Source organism: Streptococcus sp. 1055 (assembly GCF_013276815.1).
Lineage (GTDB): Bacteria > Bacillota > Bacilli > Lactobacillales > Streptococcaceae > Streptococcus > Streptococcus pseudopneumoniae.
Genome location: NZ_VMLT01000028.1, coordinates 1 through 16,630 on the forward strand (window position 1 = coordinate 1; position 16,630 = coordinate 16,630).

General features: G+C 41.9%; 14 protein-coding genes and 1 pseudogene. 12 read left to right on the plus strand and 3 right to left on the minus strand.

Going from position 1 to position 16,630, the window contains the following annotated elements; translation table 11 throughout:
* Window positions 1-65: 65 nt before the first annotated feature.
* Both HT699_RS03135 and HT699_RS03140 read right to left on the minus strand, forming a co-directional pair.
* Entirely contained in the window at window positions 66-725 is a 660-nt protein-coding gene (locus tag HT699_RS03135; protein ID WP_000443886.1) for an amino acid ABC transporter permease, read from the minus strand.
* Window positions 726-962: 237 nt separating this feature from the next.
* Window positions 963-1,592 (minus strand): annotated as a pseudogene (locus tag HT699_RS03140) (amino acid ABC transporter ATP-binding protein); the annotation flags it as partial.
* 176 nt (window positions 1,593-1,768) lie between these two features.
* On the opposite strand from HT699_RS03140, the gene recJ reads away from it, so the two are divergent.
* From recJ to HT699_RS03180, 8 genes are all read left to right on the plus strand, one after another.
* Window positions 1,769-3,991 (plus strand): single-stranded-DNA-specific exonuclease RecJ, encoded by a 2,223-nt coding sequence (gene recJ / locus HT699_RS03145; RefSeq protein WP_166730699.1) that lies wholly within the window; start codon window positions 1,769-1,771, stop codon window positions 3,989-3,991.
* A 173-nt stretch (window positions 3,992-4,164) separates the two neighbouring features.
* Window positions 4,165-5,826, plus strand: coding sequence for a ribonuclease J (locus HT699_RS03150; RefSeq protein WP_000065626.1), 1,662 nt, complete (start codon window positions 4,165-4,167; stop codon window positions 5,824-5,826).
* Window positions 5,827-5,894: 68 nt separating this feature from the next.
* A complete protein-coding gene (locus tag HT699_RS03155) occupies window positions 5,895-6,674 on the plus strand; it encodes an alpha/beta hydrolase family protein (protein WP_172934090.1) in 780 nt (259 codons plus the stop codon).
* 130 nt (window positions 6,675-6,804) lie between these two features.
* Window positions 6,805-8,025 carry an aminoacyltransferase gene (locus HT699_RS03160; RefSeq protein WP_172922830.1) on the plus strand — a complete coding sequence of 407 codons (1,221 nt, stop codon included), beginning with the start codon at window positions 6,805-6,807 and terminating at the stop codon, window positions 8,023-8,025.
* A gap of 4 nt (window positions 8,026-8,029) precedes the next feature.
* The gene (gene murN, locus HT699_RS03165) at window positions 8,030-9,262 is read left to right on the plus strand and encodes a peptidoglycan bridge formation alanyltransferase MurN (protein WP_172922829.1); all 1,233 of its coding nucleotides are present in this window, start codon (window positions 8,030-8,032) and stop codon (window positions 9,260-9,262) included.
* A gap of 78 nt (window positions 9,263-9,340) precedes the next feature.
* Window positions 9,341-10,042, plus strand: coding sequence for a M57 family metalloprotease (locus tag HT699_RS03170; RefSeq protein ID WP_172922828.1), 702 nt, complete (start codon window positions 9,341-9,343; stop codon window positions 10,040-10,042).
* Between the two features lie 38 nt (window positions 10,043-10,080).
* Window positions 10,081-11,928, plus strand: coding sequence for an excinuclease ABC subunit UvrC (gene uvrC, locus HT699_RS03175; protein ID WP_050208126.1), 1,848 nt, complete (start codon window positions 10,081-10,083; stop codon window positions 11,926-11,928).
* On the plus strand, window positions 11,918-12,751 hold the full coding sequence (locus tag HT699_RS03180; RefSeq protein WP_172922827.1) for a metallophosphoesterase family protein: 834 nt from the start codon (window positions 11,918-11,920) through the stop codon (window positions 12,749-12,751). The genes uvrC and HT699_RS03180 overlap by 11 nt, the downstream gene beginning before the upstream one ends.
* Window positions 12,752-12,930: 179 nt before the next feature.
* Here the strand turns inward: HT699_RS03180 and HT699_RS03185 are convergent, their stop codons facing one another.
* Window positions 12,931-13,731, minus strand: coding sequence for an amino acid ABC transporter substrate-binding protein (locus tag HT699_RS03185; protein ID WP_172922826.1), 801 nt, complete (start codon window positions 13,729-13,731; stop codon window positions 12,931-12,933).
* Between the two features lies 1 nt (window position 13,732).
* Here HT699_RS03185 and HT699_RS03190 point away from each other — a divergent pair, with 1 nt between their 5' ends.
* The 4 genes from HT699_RS03190 to HT699_RS03205 are packed head-to-tail and all read left to right on the plus strand — an operon-like array spanning window position 13,733 to window position 16,552.
* A complete protein-coding gene (locus HT699_RS03190) occupies window positions 13,733-13,915 on the plus strand; it encodes a hypothetical protein (RefSeq protein WP_007284762.1) in 183 nt (60 codons plus the stop codon).
* Entirely contained in the window at window positions 13,902-14,507 is a 606-nt protein-coding gene (locus HT699_RS03195; RefSeq protein ID WP_172922825.1) for a nitroreductase family protein, read from the plus strand. Before HT699_RS03190 ends, HT699_RS03195 begins: the two co-directional genes overlap by 14 nt.
* 12 nt (window positions 14,508-14,519) lie before the next feature.
* The gene (gene pepV / locus HT699_RS03200; protein ID WP_044811976.1) at window positions 14,520-15,920 is read left to right on the plus strand and encodes a dipeptidase PepV; all 1,401 of its coding nucleotides are present in this window, start codon (window positions 14,520-14,522) and stop codon (window positions 15,918-15,920) included.
* Window positions 15,921-15,973: 53 nt separating this feature from the next.
* Complete coding sequence (locus HT699_RS03205; protein ID WP_023933440.1) at window positions 15,974-16,552, plus strand: uracil-DNA glycosylase family protein; 579 nt, start codon at window positions 15,974-15,976, stop codon at window positions 16,550-16,552.
* Window positions 16,553-16,630: the final 78 nt, after the last annotated feature.

Here is a 16,630-nt window from a genome sequence, read left to right on the forward strand (position 1 = left end):
GAAGTCAGTAACCATACATACGGCAAGGTGAAGCTGACGTGGTTTGAAGAGATTTTCGAAGAGTATTATTCTGCAGCTTGTTGCCAACGTTTTGCTAGCATATGAGATAGGCTAGAAATGGCTAGGTTAAAGCTGAAGTAGATGAGGGCAATCAGTATATAAAGACTGAAGACCTGCTCTGGTTCGAAATAACGGCCCATGAGAATTTGGCTGGCTCCAAAGAGTTCTTGTAGGGCGATAACAGAGTAGAGGAGACTGGTATCCTTAATCACGGTTACAAACTGAGAAATGATGGCTGGCAGCATTTTACGAATGGCTTGTGGGAGAATGATGTAGTAGAGGATTTGGGCTGAAGTGAAGCCTTGTGACATTCCTGCTTCGTACTGCCCCTTGGCTACGGCATTGAGACCGCCTCGGATAATCTCAGCTAAAGCCGCTGATGTAAAGAGTGTGAAGGCAGTGATTCCTGCTGGAGTGGATTTCATCTTGAAAATTAAAAAGATAGTAAAGATCCAGAGAAGGTTGGGAACGTTGCGCACAAATTCGATATAAATGCTGGAAATAATGCGCAAGACAGGATTTTTGCCATTTCTCATGACAGCTAGCACCGTACCGATAAGGGTAGAGAGGACGATGGCAATCAGAGAAATGTAGAGGGTCAAGCCAAATCCTTTAAAGATAAAGACTAGGTTATCTGGGGTCAAAACTTCTAAAATGGATTCCATAGTAACCTCCTAAAGTGAATAGGCTTTTTTATTAGCTTGTTCCATCTTGCGACCAAACTGGGCAACAGGGAAGCATAGAGAAAAGTAGAGAAGGGCAGCGCCTAGAAAGGCTGGAATGTAGTTTCCGTTAAGTGCTGACCAAGACTTGGTCACAAACATCAAGTCCACTCCAGAGATGATAGCGACTGTTGAGGTGTTCTTGATGAGGTTGACAATTTGGTTGGTCAAAGGAGGGAGAATGATGCGGTCGGCAACTTCACGGGCAAAGCCCATTTCATGGGTAACGACAATCATATTCATACCATCGTGGGCCAATTTTTGCATAACCGCTAGAACATCGCCGATGGTTTCAGGGTCAAGAGCAGATGTTGGTTCATCAAAGAGAAGAAGCTCAGGATGCATAGCGAGTCCACGTGCAATGACAATCCGTTGCTTTTGTCCACCAGACAGCATGGCTGGATAAGAATCTTTTTTATCCCACATATTTACAAATTCCAGATATTTTTGAGCTGTTTTTTCAGCTTCTTTTTTATCAATTCCTAGAACTTTTATGGGTGCGAGTGTTACGTTTTCTAACACTGTTTTGTGAGGGTAAAGGTTAAAATGCTGGAAAACCATGCCGACTTCCTTGCGAAGAGGAACCAAATCTTTCTGGCTGGCACCAGCAACTTGGTGCCCATTTACTAGAAGACTTCCTTTGTCTACAGCCTCCAAACCATTGATTGTGCGGATAAGAGTGGATTTTCCAGAACCAGATGGTCCGAGTAGGACAACGACTTGTCCTTTTTCAAAACGGAGATTGATGTCGCGGAGTGCGTGGTAGTCTCCGTAATATTTTTCGACGTGTTCAAATTCTACTAAAGCCATAAGGAGTCTCCTTTGCATTAGATTTTATAACATGATTCTGCACCAAAAGATTTGTCTTGTCAAATCATATCTGAAAAAATTCACTAAAATTTTATAAAAAAGCAATCTGGATAGAGAAAACGTCTAAATCATGTTATAATGAAGCAATAGAATTCTTAGAAAGAGTGGATGTCTTTTTGATAACACCTACTTATGAATGGCAGTTTGCCCCGCAGGTAGAAGATGCGGATTTTACAAAGATAGCCAAGAAGGCTGGACTGGGTCCTGAGGTGGCTCGGTTATTGTTTGAGAGAGGGATTCAGGACCAAGAAAGTCTGAAGAAGTTTTTAGAACCTTCCTTGGAGAATTTGCATGACCCTTATCTGCTCCATGATATGGACAAGGCAGTGGAACGGATTCGTCAGGCCATTGAAGAAGGGGAAAATATTCTCGTTTATGGAGACTACGATGCGGATGGCATGACTTCGGCTTCGATTGTGAAGGAAAGTTTGGAACAACTTGGTGCTGAGTGCCGAGTTTACCTGCCAAATCGTTTTACCGATGGCTATGGCCCTAATGCTAGTGTTTATAAATACTTTATCGAGCAAGAAGGGATTTCCTTGATTGTGACGGTGGACAATGGGGTTGCTGGTCATGAGGCTATTGCATTGGCTCAGTCTATGGGAGTAGATGTCATTGTGACTGACCACCATTCCATGCCTGAAACCCTCCCTAATGCCTATGCCATTGTCCATCCTGAGCATCCAGATGCGGACTATCCCTTCAAATATTTGGCTGGTTGTGGAGTGGCCTTCAAGCTGGCTTGTGCCCTGTTAGAAGAAGTGCAAGTGGAATTGCTTGATTTGGTCGCTATTGGCACCATTGCTGATATGGTGAGTTTGACAGATGAGAACCGTATATTGGTTCAATATGGTCTGGAAATGTTGGGGCACACTCAGCGCATTGGTCTACAAGAAATGCTGGACATGGCTGGGATTGCTGTCAACGAAGTAACAGAAGAAACGGTTGGTTTCCAGATTGCCCCTCGTTTGAATGCCTTGGGTCGCTTGGATGATCCCAATCCAGCCATTGATTTGTTGACTGGCTTTGATGATGAGGAAGCGCATGAGATTGCTTTCATGATTCATCAGAAAAACGAAGAGCGCAAGGAAATCGTCCAGTCTATCTATGAAGAAGCTAAGACCATGGTGGACCCTGAGAAGAAGGTCCAAGTCTTGGCCAAGGAAGGCTGGAATCCTGGAGTTCTAGGAATCGTAGCTGGTCGTTTGTTGGAAGAATTGGGACAGACAGTCATTGTTCTTAATATAGAAGACGGTCGTGCCAAGGGCAGTGCTCGTAGTGTGGAAGCGGTCGATATTTTTGAGGCTCTGGATCCTCATCGAGACCTCTTCATCGCCTTTGGAGGTCATGCTGGCGCTGCAGGAATGACGCTGGAAGTTGAGAAACTTTCAGATTTATCTCAGATTTTAGAAGACTATGTCCGTGAAAAAGGCGCAGATGCTGGTGGCAAGAATAAGTTAAACCTAGATGAAGAACTGGATTTGGAGACACTTAGTTTGGAAACGGTCAAAAGTTTTGAACGTTTAGCTCCTTTTGGAATGGACAATCAGAAACCTGTCTTTTATATCAAGGATTTTCAGGTCGAAAGTGCCCGTACTATGGGGGCAGGCAATGCTCATCTCAAGTTGAAAATTTCCAAAGGTGAGGCGAGTTTTGAAGTGGTAGCATTTGGACAAGGTAGATGGGCAACAGAATTTGCTCAAACCAAGAATCTAGAGCTGGCAGTCAAATTGTCTGTCAACCAATGGAATGGCCAAACTGCCCTCCAATTGATGATGGTGGATGCGCGTGTAGAGGGTGTTCAACTTTTTAACATCCGTGGGAAGAATGCAGTCTTGCCAGAAGGAGTTCCAGTCTTGGATTTTGCTGGAGAATTACCGAGTCTAGTAAATAGTGAAGCTGTTGTCGTAAAAACCATTCCAGAGGATATTACTCAGCTGAAGACCATTTTTCAGAAACAGAATTTTTCCGCTGTCTATTTCAAAAATGATATTGACAAGGCCTACTATCTGACAGGCTATGGGACTAGAGAGCAGTTTGCCAAATTGTACAAGACTATCTACCAGTTTCCAGAGTTTGATATTCGCTACAAGCTCAAGGATTTGGCTGCTTATCTCAATATCCAACAAATCTTGCTGGTTAAGATGATTCAAGTCTTTAAAGAACTAGGCTTTGTGACGATCAAAGATGGGGTTATGACAGTCAATAAAGAAGCGCCAAAGAGAGAAATCGGAGAAAGTCAGATTTACCAAAATCTCAAACAAACCGTCAAAGACCAAGAAATGATGGCGCTGGGTACCGTGCAAGAAATTTATGACTTTTTAATGGAAAAAGAGTAGATCATAGGAAAGAGTTGGGAAACCAGCTCTTTTTTGAAAACAAATCTTCATTTTGAAAATCATCAAAAAAATGGTATAATGGTAGGAAAAGATTCGGCTAACAGTAATAGTGCTTTTAGAATAAGAGGGTAAGCAACCCTATAATCAAGATAAACTAAGATTTTGGAGGAAAAATGAGTAATATTAGTTTAACAACACTTGGTGGTGTACGTGAAAATGGGAAAAATATGTACATTGCTGAAATTGGAGAGTCCATTTTTGTTTTGAATGCAGGGTTAAAATATCCCGAAAATGAACAATTAGGGGTCGATGTGGTGATTCCAAAGATGGACTACCTTTTTGAAAATAAAGATCGAATTGCTGGGGTATTTTTAACTCACGGACATGCAGATGCTATTGGTGCTCTGCCTTATCTCTTGGCTGAAGCCAAGGTACCTGTATTTGGCTCTGAGTTGACCATTGAGTTGGCAAAACTCTTTGTCAAAGGAAATGACGCAGTCAAGAAATTTAATGATTTTCATGTTATTGATGAAGATACGGAGATTGATTTTGGTGGGACAGTGGTTTCCTTCTTCCCTACGACTTACTCCGTTCCAGAGAGCCTGGGAATTGTCTTGAAGACAGCTGAAGGGAGCATCGTTTATACAGGTGACTTCAAATTTGACCAGACAGCTAGTGAATCCTATGCGACAGACTTCGCTCGTTTGGCAGAAATCGGTCGTGACGGCGTCCTGGCTCTCCTCAGTGATTCGGCCAATGCGGACAGCAATATTCAGGTGGCTAGTGAAAGTGAAGTTAGAGATGAAATTACCCAAACCATTGCTGACTGGGAAGGTCGTATCATCGTTGCAGCTGTTTCCAGTAACCTTTCTCGTATCCAGCAGATTTTTGACGCTGCGGATAAAACAGGTCGACGTATCGTCTTGACAGGATTTGATATTGAAAATATCGTCCGCACAGCGATTCGTCTCAAGAAGTTGTCTTTAGCCAACGAAATTCTCTTGATTAAGCCGAAAGATATGTCTCGCTTTGAAGACCATGAGTTGATTATTCTTGAGACAGGTCGTATGGGTGAACCTATCAATGGACTTCGTAAGATGTCGATTGGTCGCCATCGTTATGTAGAAATCAAGGATGGGGATCTGGTCTATATTGCTACGGCTCCGTCTATTGCTAAAGAAGCCTTCGTTGCGCGTGTGGAAAATATGATTTATCAGGCAGGAGGGGTTGTCAAATTGATTACCCAAAGTTTACATGTATCAGGGCACGGAAATGCGCGTGATTTGCAGTTGATGATCAATCTCTTGCAACCCAAGTATCTCTTCCCGATTCAAGGGGAATACCGTGAGTTGGATGCCCATGCTAAGGCTGCTATGGCAGTTGGGATGTTGCCAGAACGCATTTTCATCCCTAAAAAGGGAACCAGCATGGCTTATGAGAATGGGGACTTTGTCCCAGCTGGAGCGGTTTCGGCAGGGGATGTCTTGATTGACGGAAATGCTATCGGTGATGTTGGAAATGTGGTTCTTCGTGACCGCAAGGTCTTGTCAGAGGATGGTATTTTCATCGTCGCAATCACCGTTAACCGTCGTGAGAAGAAAATTGTGGCCAAGGCACGTGTTCACACGCGTGGATTCGTTTATCTCAAGAAGAGCCGCGATATTCTCCGTGAAAGTTCAGAATTGATTAACCAAACGGTAGAAGACTATCTTCAAGGAGATGACTTTGACTGGGCAGATCTTAAAGGCAAGGTTCGGGATAATCTGACCAAGTATCTCTTTGATCAAACTAAGCGTCGTCCAGCTATTCTACCAGTAGTCATGGAAGCAAAATAATCATTGAAATAAGTAAAGATAAAGTCTAGTTTCGGCTTTTTCTTATCGGAAAATAGAAGGAGAAAATCATGGCAGTAATGAAAATCGAGTATTACTCACAAGTTTTGGATATGGAGTGGGGGGTGAATGTCCTCTACCCTGATGCCAATCGAGTGGAAGAACCAGAGTGTCAAGATATTCCCGTCTTGTACCTCTTGCACGGGATGTCTGGCAATCATAATAGTTGGCTCAAGCGGACCAATGTAGAACGCTTGCTTCGAGCTACTAATCTCATTGTTGTTATGCCTAATACCAGCAACGGTTGGTACACCGATACCCAATATGGTTTTGACTACTACACGGCTCTAGCAGAGGAATTGCCACAGGTTTTGAAACGCTTCTTCCCTAATATGACCAGTAAGCGTGAAAAGACCTTTATCGCTGGTCTCTCCATGGGAGGCTACGGCTGTTTCAAATTGGCTCTTGCGACAAATCGTTTTTCTCATGCAGCTAGTTTTTCAGGTGCTCTCAGCTTTCAAGATTTGTCTCCTGAGAGCCAAAATCTGGGAAGTCCAGCCTACTGGAGAGGTGTTTTTGGAGAGATTAGAGACTGGACAACTAGTCCCTATTCTCTTGAAAGTCTGGCTAAAAAATCGGATAAAAAGACCAAACTTTGGGCGTGGTGTGGCGAACAGGATTTCTTGTATGAAGCCAATAATCTAGCAGTGAAAAATCTCAAAAAATTAGGTTTTGATGTGACCTATAGCCATAGCGCTGGAACTCACGAGTGGTATTATTGGGAAAAACAATTGGAACGGTTTCTAGCAACCCTGCCAATCGATTTCAAATTAGAAGAGAGATTGAGTTAGTTTTTTATAAATGAACCACTATCTATAGTTATTCTTGGCTTCAAAACAATGATGGAAGTCTGTTTTCACTAGACTTTTCAAACGAAAGTAGTAGAATAGTAATAAGATATTGGAGGAAAGAGAGTAGGAAATGTACCGTTATCAAATTGGCATTCCCACATTAGAATATGATCAGTTTGTCAAAGAACATGAATTAGCCAATGTATTACAAAGTAGTGCTTGGGAAGAAGTGAAGTCTGATTGGCAACATGAGAAGTTTGGTGTTTACAGGGAAGAAAAATTACTGGCGACAGCTAGTATTTTGATTAGAACTCTTCCGTTAGGCTATAAAATGTTTTACGTCCCAAGAGGACCTATATTGGATTATGGAGATACAGAACTCTTGAGTTTTGTCATTCAGTCCATTAAGTCTTATGCTCGTAGCAAGAGAGCTATTTTTGTGACTTTTGACCCAAGTATTTGCCTGTCTCAAAGTTTAATTAATCAGGAAAAAACAGAATTTCCTGAAAATCTGGCTATTATTGATAGTTTGCAACAAATGGGAGTAAGGTGGTCAGGAAAAACAGAGGAAATGGGAGACACCATTCAACCTCGTATTCAGGTGAAAATATACAAGGAAAATTTTGAAGAAGATAAACTTTCCAAGTCAACAAAACAGGCTATTCGAACAGCACGGAATAAGGGGGTAGAGATTCAATTTGGTGGAACTGAATTATTGGACTCTTTTTCCTTTTTGATGAAAAAAACCGAGAAGCGGAAAGAGATTCATTTGAGGAATGAAGCCTATTATAAAAAGTTGTTAGATAATTTTAAGGACAAGGCCTACATCACCTTGGCAACCTTGGATGTCTCTAAACGTTCGCAAGAATTAGAAGAACAGTTAGCGAAAAACAGAGCCTTGGAAGAGACCTTTACTGATTCGACTCGAACTTCAAAAGTAGAAGCGCAGAAGAAGGAAAAAGAACGTTTGTTAGAGGAATTGACTTTCCTGCAGGAATATATGGATGCAGGTCAAGCAAGAGTTCCCTTAGCGGCTACCTTGACTTTAGAATTCGGACAAACTTCTGTCAATCTATACGCAGGAATGGATGAAGATTTTAGACGTTATAAAGCTCCTATTTTGACCTGGTATGAGACAGCTCGATATTCCTTTGAACGTGGCATTTTATGGCAAAATTTAGGAGGCGTCGAGAATGCTTTAGATGGTGGACTCTATCGTTTTAAAGCTAATTTTAATCCAACGATCGAAGAATACTTGGGTGAATTTACAATTCCTACCCATCCTCTCTATCCTCTGTTAAGACTTGCTCTTGATTTCCGTAAAACATTAAGAAAAAAACATAGAAAGTAAGTATATGGCACTAACTACACTCACGAAAGAAGAGTTTCGTACTTATTCTGATCAGGTTTCTTCTCGTTCCTTTATGCAATCTGTTCAGATGGGGGACTTGTTAGAAAAAAGAGGGGCTCGAATTGTTTATCTTTCTTTGAAACAAGGAGGAGAGATTCAAGTTGCAGCTCTGGTTTATAGCTTGCCCATGCTGGGTGGTCTGCATATGAAGATCAATTCGGGGCCGATTTATACCCAACAAGATGCTCTTCCAGTTTTTTATGCGGAGTTAAAAGAATATGCCAAGCAAAATGGTGTATTAGAGCTGCTTGTAAAACCTTATGAAACTTATCAAACTTTTGATAGCCAAGGTAATCCAATAGATGCTGAGAAAAAAAGTGTCATTCAAGGTTTAACTGATTTAGGTTATCAATTTGATGGATTGACAAGAGGTTACCCAGGTGGAGAACCAGATTGGTTATACTATAAAGATTTAACTGAATTAACTGAAAAGAGTTTGCTTAAAAGTTTTAGCAAAAAGGGTAAACCCTTGGTGAAAAAGGCTGAAACCTTTGGCATTCGGTTGAAAAAGTTAAAACGTGAAGAACTATCGATTTTTAAGAATATAACAAAAGAAACCTCTGAACGTAGAGAATATAGTGATAAAAGTTTAGAATATTATGAGCATTTTTATGATACTTTTGGAGAACAAGCGGAGTTTCTCATAGCAAGCTTAAATTTTTCGGACTATATGAGCAAATTGCAAGGTGAACAAAGTAAACTAGAAGAAAACTTGAACAAGTTGCGACTTGATTTGAGTAAAAATCCTCATTCTGAGAAAAAACAAAATCAACTGAGAGAATATTCTAGTCAATTTGAAACATTTGAAGTTCGAAAAGCAGAAGCGCGAGACTTGATTGAAAAATATGGAGAAGAAGATATTGTTTTAGCCGGGAGTTTATTTGTTTATATGCCTCAGGAAACGACTTACCTCTTTAGTGGTTCCTACACTGAGTTTAATAAATTCTATTCCCCTGCACTGCTTCAAAAATATGTTATGTTGGAAAGCATAAAACGTGGAATACCTAAATACAACTTCCTAGGCATTCAAGGGATTTTTGATGGAAGTGATGGTGTTTTGCGTTTTAAACAGAATTTTAATGGCTATATTGTACGCAAAGCAGGTACTTTCCGTTACCATCCATCTCCTTTAAAATACAAAGCTATCCAGTTACTCAAAAAAATAGTAGGACGTTAAGATGAAAAAGTCAGTATTTAGCTTTCTTTTAGCTTCTTTTAGTAAAATAATTTTTATTTGCTAGAAAGGTGGAGAGACATGCGCTGGCTTTTTCGTTTGATAGGGGCTTTCTTTTCTTTTGTGTGGCGTTTGTTTTGGCGTCTGGTTTGGATAGTTGTGCTTTTATGTGTGCTTGCTTTCGGACTTCTCTGGTATCTGAACGGGGATTTTCAAGGAGCGCTAAAGCAAGCAGAACGGTCAGTAAAAATTGGTCAACAAAGTATTGACCAATGGGAGAAAACAGGGCAACTGCCTAAGTTAAGCCAGACAGATAGTCACCAGCATTCTGAAGGAAGGTGGCCGCAGGATTCTGCTCGTATTTACTTGGATCCCCAGATGGATTCAGGCTTTCAAGAGGCGTATTTAGAAGCAATTCAGAACTGGAATCAAACTGGTGCTTTTAACTTTGAACTCGTGACTGAGTCTAGTAAGGCGGATATTACGGCTACGGAGATGAACGACGGAGGCACTCCTGTGGCAGGAGAGGCGGAAAGTCAAACTAATCTCTTAACAGGGCAATTCTTATCCGTAACGGTGCGCTTGAATCATTATTATCTGTCCAATCCTGACTATGGCTATTCCTATGAGCGCCTTGTCCATACGGCAGAACATGAGTTGGGGCATGCGATTGGCTTGGATCATACAGATGAGAAGTCTGTCATGCAACCAGCAGGTTCTTTTTATGGTATCCAGGAAGAGGATGTTGAAAGACTTCGAAAATTATATGAGACCAATGAGTAGGGGACTATTTTTCCCTACTTTTTTGCTATAATGGAATTATGAACAACTTGATTAAATCAAAACTAGAGCTCTTGCCGACCAGCCCTGGTTGTTACATTCACAAGGATAAAAACGGCACCATTATCTATGTAGGAAAGGCTAAAAATCTGCGTAACCGCGTGCGGTCCTATTTCCGTGGAAGTCATGATACCAAAACAGAGGCTTTGGTGTCTGAAATTGTAGATTTTGAATTTATCGTTACGGAGTCTAATATTGAGGCACTTCTCCTAGAAATCAACCTGATCAAGGAAAATAAGCCTAAATACAATATCATGCTCAAGGATGACAAGTCCTATCCCTTCATCAAAATCACTAATGAGCGCTATCCACGCTTGATTATCACTCGTCAGGTCAAGAAGGACGGAGGTCTCTACTTTGGTCCCTATCCAGATGTAGGAGCAGCCAATGAAATCAAGCGACTACTGGATCGGATTTTCCCTTTTCGTAAGTGTACCAATCCACCGTCTAAGGTCTGTTTTTACTACCATATCGGCCAATGCATGAGCCACACCATCTGTAAGAAGGATGAGGACTATTTCAAGTCTATGGCTCAGGAGGTTTCTGATTTTCTGAAAGGGCAAGATGATAAAATCATTGATAACCTCAAGGGCAAAATGGCAGCGGCGGCTCAGACTATGGAGTTTGAACGTGCGGCGGAATACCGTGACCTGATTCAGGCTATTGGAACGCTTCGAACCAAGCAACGGGTCATGGCTAAGGATCTCCAAAATCGCGATGTCTTTGGCTACTATGTGGATAAGGGCTGGATGTGTGTGCAAGTTTTCTTTGTTCGTCAGGGCAAGCTCATCGAGCGCGATGTCAATCTCTTCCCCTACTTCAATGATCCAGATGAGGATTTCTTGACCTATGTGGGACAATTCTATCAAGAAAAATCTCACCTAGTTCCCAATGAGGTACTGATTCCGCAGGATATTGACGAAGAAGCTGTCAAGGCTTTGGTGGATACCAAGATTCTTAAGCCTCAACGTGGAGAGAAAAAACAGCTGGTCAATCTAGCCATAAAAAATGCACGTGTTAGTCTGGAGCAGAAATTTAACCTGCTAGAAAAATCAGTCGAAAAGACCCAAGGAGCTATTGAAAATCTAGGACGTTTGCTCCAAATTCCGACTCCAGTTCGCATCGAGTCCTTCGATAATTCCAACATCATGGGGACTAGTCCTGTTTCAGCTATGGTGGTCTTTGTCAACGGCAAACCAAGTAAAAAAGATTATCGTAAGTATAAAATCAAGACTGTCGTTGGACCAGACGACTATGCCAGTATGCGTGAGGTTATTCGCAGACGTTATGGTCGAGTACAACGAGAAGGTTTGACTCCTCCAGATTTGATTGTCATTGATGGGGGACAAGGTCAAGTCAATATCGCCAAGCAAGTCATCCAAGAGGAACTGGGCTTGGATATTCCCATTGCAGGTCTGCAAAAGAATGATAAGCACCAAACTCATGAATTGCTCTTTGGAGATCCGCTGGAAGTGGTGGACTTGTCTCGTAATTCTCAGGAATTTTTCCTCCTCCAACGTATCCAAGATGAGGTGCACCGCTTTGCTATCACTTTCCATCGCCAACTGCGCTCCAAAAATTCCTTTTCATCACAATTGGATGGGATTGACGGTCTGGGACCTAAACGCAAGCAAAATCTCATGAGGCACTTCAAGTCTCTGACCAAAATCAAGGAAGCAAGTGTGGATGAGATTGTCGAAGTCGGTGTGCCTAGAGTCGTTGCAGAAGCTGTGCAGAGGAAGTTGAACTCGCAGGAAACAGAAACCTTGCCTCAAGTGGCAGAAGAAAGAGTAGATTATCAAACAGAAGGAGACCATCATGAACCATAAAATCGCAATTTTATCAGATATTCATGGCAATGCGACAGCCTTAGAAGCAGTGATTGCAGATGCTAAAACCCAAGGAGTCAGTGAATATTGGATTCTGGGAGATATTTTTCTACCTGGTCCAGGTGCAAATGACTTGGTCGCCCTGCTAAAGGACCTTCCTATCACAGCCAGTGTTCGAGGCAATTGGGATGATTGTGTCCTTGAGGTCTTGGATGGGCAATACGGTTTGGAACATCCAAAAGAAATCCAGCTCATGCGATTGACCCAGTTTTTGATGGAGCGAATGGATCCTGCAACGATTGTCTGGCTACGAAGCTTGCCTTTGCTGGAAAAGAAAGAAATTGACGGATTGCGCTTTTCTATCTCTCATAATTTACCTGACAAAAACTATGGTGGTGACTTGCTAGTTGAGAATGATACAGAGAAATTTGACCAACTCCTCGATGAGGAAACGGACGTGGCAGTCTATGGTCATGTCCACAAGCAGTTGCTTCGTTACGGCAGTCAAGGGCAACAAATCATCAATCCAGGGTCGATTGGCATGCCCTATTTTAATTGGGAGGCGTTAAAAAATCACCGTGCCCAGTATGCCGTGATAGAGGTTGAAGATGGGGAATTGGTCAATATACAATTTCGTAAAGTTGCTTATGATTACGAAGCGGAGTTAGAATTGGCCAAGTCCAAGGGGCTTCCATTTATAGAAATGTATGAAGAATTACGTCGTGAAGATAACTATCAGGGACACAATCTGGAACTCTTAGCCAGCTTAATAGAAAAGCATGGGTATGTAGAGGATGTGAAAGATTATTTTGATTTTTTGTAAAAGTTTCCTAAAATAACCAATGCAAACTAAAAACGATTGGCTGGCCCAATCGTTTTTAATATATCTTATACTCAATGAAAATCAAAGAGCAAACTAGGAAGCTAGCCGTAGGTTGCTCAAAGCACAGCTTTGAGGTTGCAGATAAAGCTGACGTGGTTTGAAGAGATATTCGAAGAGTATTATTGTAACTGAGATTGATCTGGAAGATAAGAACCCCCTAGATAGGTATTACTGAGTTTTTCAAGGGTTCCGTCTTGGTAGAGTTCTTTGAGCGCTTTATCAAATTTATCTTTAAACTCTTTTTGGTCGCTTGAGAAAACGATATAGTTGTTGGGGCTATCGGCAGAAGGTAAATCAACGACTGAGAGGTTTAAGTCACGGTCCTTGATAATCTTTTGAACGGATACCTTGTCAAAAACTAGGAAATCAAACTCTCCGTTAGCAAGGTCTAGGATTCGTTTACCGATATCTTCACCAGAAAAATCGATAGTAGCAGGATTGTCAGGGTGTTTTTGATTCCAGTTATTGATGAATTGAGCGTTTGAAGTTCCAGTATCTTCTTGTGTTGTTTTGCCAGCGATTTGGTCAAGTGAAGTCAGAGGATTTTTCTTGTTGCTGACAAGGACGAGGGGATTGTTTGAAATTGGAAGTGAGTAGAGGTATTTTTCAGCACGCTCTTTTGTGTAACTCAAGTTATTTGCCGCAGCCTGATAGTGACCAGAATCAAGTCCTGGGAAGATGCTCTCCCAGGCAGTTCTTTGGAATTGAATCTCGTAGTCGCTGAGTTTTTCATCCACTGCCTTTAGAACTTCAATATCGAATCCTGTCAGATTGCCTTTATCTTCGTAGTCAAATGGTGGCACATCGCCAGCTGTAGCAAGGACGATTGCCTTTTGAGAATTAGTCTCTTTGGGTGTGGATTGATTCCCACAGGCAACTAAAAAGGGGATGATGGCTAGTAATAGGCTGAATTTTTTCATAATGTCTCCATTCAAATGTAAAGTACTTGCTAGTTTATCAGAAACTTTCTTGATGAACCAATATATATTTTTTATGGCTGTAATAAAAAAACTTAATCATGAAAAATCCCTGCAAGCTCTTTCAAATTATGGTAGAATGGAAGCAGTAGAATTAGAAAAGGAAATCGATTATGAAATTTCTTGAATTAAATAAAAAACGTCATGCGACTAAGCATTTCACTGATAAGCCAGTGGATCCAAAAGATATGCGTACGGCTATCGAAATTGCAACCTTGGCACCAAGTGCCCACAACAGCCAGCCTTGGAAATTTGTAGTGGTGCGTGAGAAAAATGCCGAACTAGCAAAATTGGCTTACGGTTCAAACTTTGAACAGGTATCATCAGCGCCTGTAACCATTGCCCTCTTTACAGACACAAATTTGGCTAAACGCGCTCGTAAGATTGCTCGTGTTGGTGGTGCTAATAACTTTTCTGAAGAGCAACTTCAATATTTTATGAAGAATTTGCCTGCTGAATTTGCACGCTACAATGAACAACAAGTCAGCGACTACCTAGCACTCAATGCAGGTTTGGTTGCTATGAACTTGGTTCTCGCTCTTACAGACCAAGGAATTGGTTCCAATATTATCCTTGGTTTTGACAAATCAAAAGTTAATGAAGTTTTGGAAATCGAAGACCGTTTCCGCCCAGAACTCTTGATCACAGTGGGTTACACAGACGACAAATTGGAACCAAGCTACCGCTTGCCAGTAGATGAAATCATCGAGAAAAGATAGAAAGAAGAAAAAATGACAGCAATTGATTTTACAGCAGAAGTAGAAAAACGCAAAGAAGACCTCTTGGCTGACTTGTTTAGCCTTTTGGAAATCAACTCAGAACGTGATGATAGCAAGGCTGATGCCCAGCATCCATTTGGACCTGGTCCAGTAAAAGCCTTGGAGAAATTCCTTGAAATCGCAGACCGCGATGGCTACCCAACTAAGAATGTCGATAACTACGCAGGACATTTTGAGTTTGGTGATGGAGAAGAAGTTCTCGGCATCTTTGCCCATATGGATGTGGTGCCTGCTGGTAGCGGTTGGGACACAGACCCTTACACACCAACTATCAAAGATGGTCGCCTTTATGCGCGTGGTGCTTCAGATGACAAGGGACCTACAACAGCTTGCTACTATGGTTTGAAAATCATCAAAGAATTGGGCCTTCCAACTTCTAAGAAAGTTCGCTTCATCGTTGGAACAGACGAAGAATCAGGCTGGGCAGATATGGACTACTACTTCGAGCACGTAGGACTCGCCAAGCCAGACTTTGGTTTCTCACCAGATGCTGAATTTCCAATCATCAATGGTGAAAAAGGAAACATCACGGAATACCTCCACTTTGCAGGTGAAAATACAGGTGCAGCCCGTCTTCACAGCTTTACAGGTGGTTTACGTGAAAATATGGTACCAGAATCAGCAACAGCAGTCGTTTCAGGTGACTTGACAGACTTGCAAGCTAAACTAGATGCCTTTGTTGCAGAACACAAACTTAGAGGAGAACTCCAAGAAGAAGCTGGCCAATACAAGGTGACGATCATTGGTAAATCAGCCCACGGTGCTATGCCTGCTTCAGGTGTCAATGGCGCAACTTACCTTGCCCTCTTCCTCAGCCAGTTTGGCTTTGCTGGTCCAGCCAAAGACTACCTTGACATCGCAGGTAAAATTCTCTTGAACGATCATGAGGGTGAAAATCTCAAGATTGCTCATGTGGATGAAAAGATGGGTGCTCTTTCTATGAATGCCGGCGTCTTCCGCTTCGATGAAACAAGTGCTGATAATACCATTGCCCTTAACATCCGCTATCCAAAAGGAACAAGTCCAGAACAAATCAAGTCAATCCTAGAAAACTTGCCAGTTGCTTCTGTCAGTCTATCAGAACATGGTCATACCCCTCACTATGTGCCAATGGAAGATCCACTTGTGCAAACCTTGTTGAATGTCTATGAAAAACAAACAGGCCTTAAAGGTCATGAACAAGTCATCGGTGGTGGAACCTTTGGTCGCTTGTTAGAGCGCGGAGTTGCCTATGGTGCTATGTTCCCAGACTCGATTGATACCATGCACCAAGCCAATGAATTTATCGCCTTGGACGATCTCTTCCGAGCAGCAGCAATCTATGCCGAAGCTATTTACGAATTGATCAAATAAAACGATAGAAGTCTGAGATCTTATGCTTGGACTTCTTTTTGGAGGGAAAGTAGATGTCTCAAATCGAAAGAATCAAACAGGCTATCATGGCGGATTCGCAGAATGCCAGCTATACAGAGCGTGGCATTGAGCCTCTCTTTGCAGCGCCAAAAACTGCTCGCATCAATATCATCGGTCAGGCTCCGGGACTTAAAACTCAAGAAGCAGGCCTTTACTGGAAAGATAAAAGTGGTGATCGCTTGCGGTACTGGCTAGGTGTGGATGAAGATACCTTTTACAATTCAGGTTATTTTGCTGTTTTGCCTATGGATTTCTACTTTCCAGGACATGGCAAGTCGGGTGATCTTCCGCCGCGAGCAGGTTTTGCAGAAAAATGGCATCCGCAGCTCTTACAGGAATTGCCTGATATTCAGTTAACCCTCTTGATTGGGCAATATGCCCAAGCCTACTATTTACAGGAGAAAATCAGTGGCAAGGTAACGGAGAGGGTGAAACACTATAAAGACTATCTGCCAACCTATTTTCCACTAGTTCACCCCTCACCACGAAATCAAATCTGGATGGCCAAAAATCCTTGGTTTGAGTCAGAAGTGGTGCCAGATTTGAAAAAAAGAATTAAAACCATTTTATAGTCAATGAAAATCAAAGAGCAAACTAGGAAGCTAGCCGCAGGTTGCTCAAAGTACAGCTTTGAGGTTGTGGATAGAACT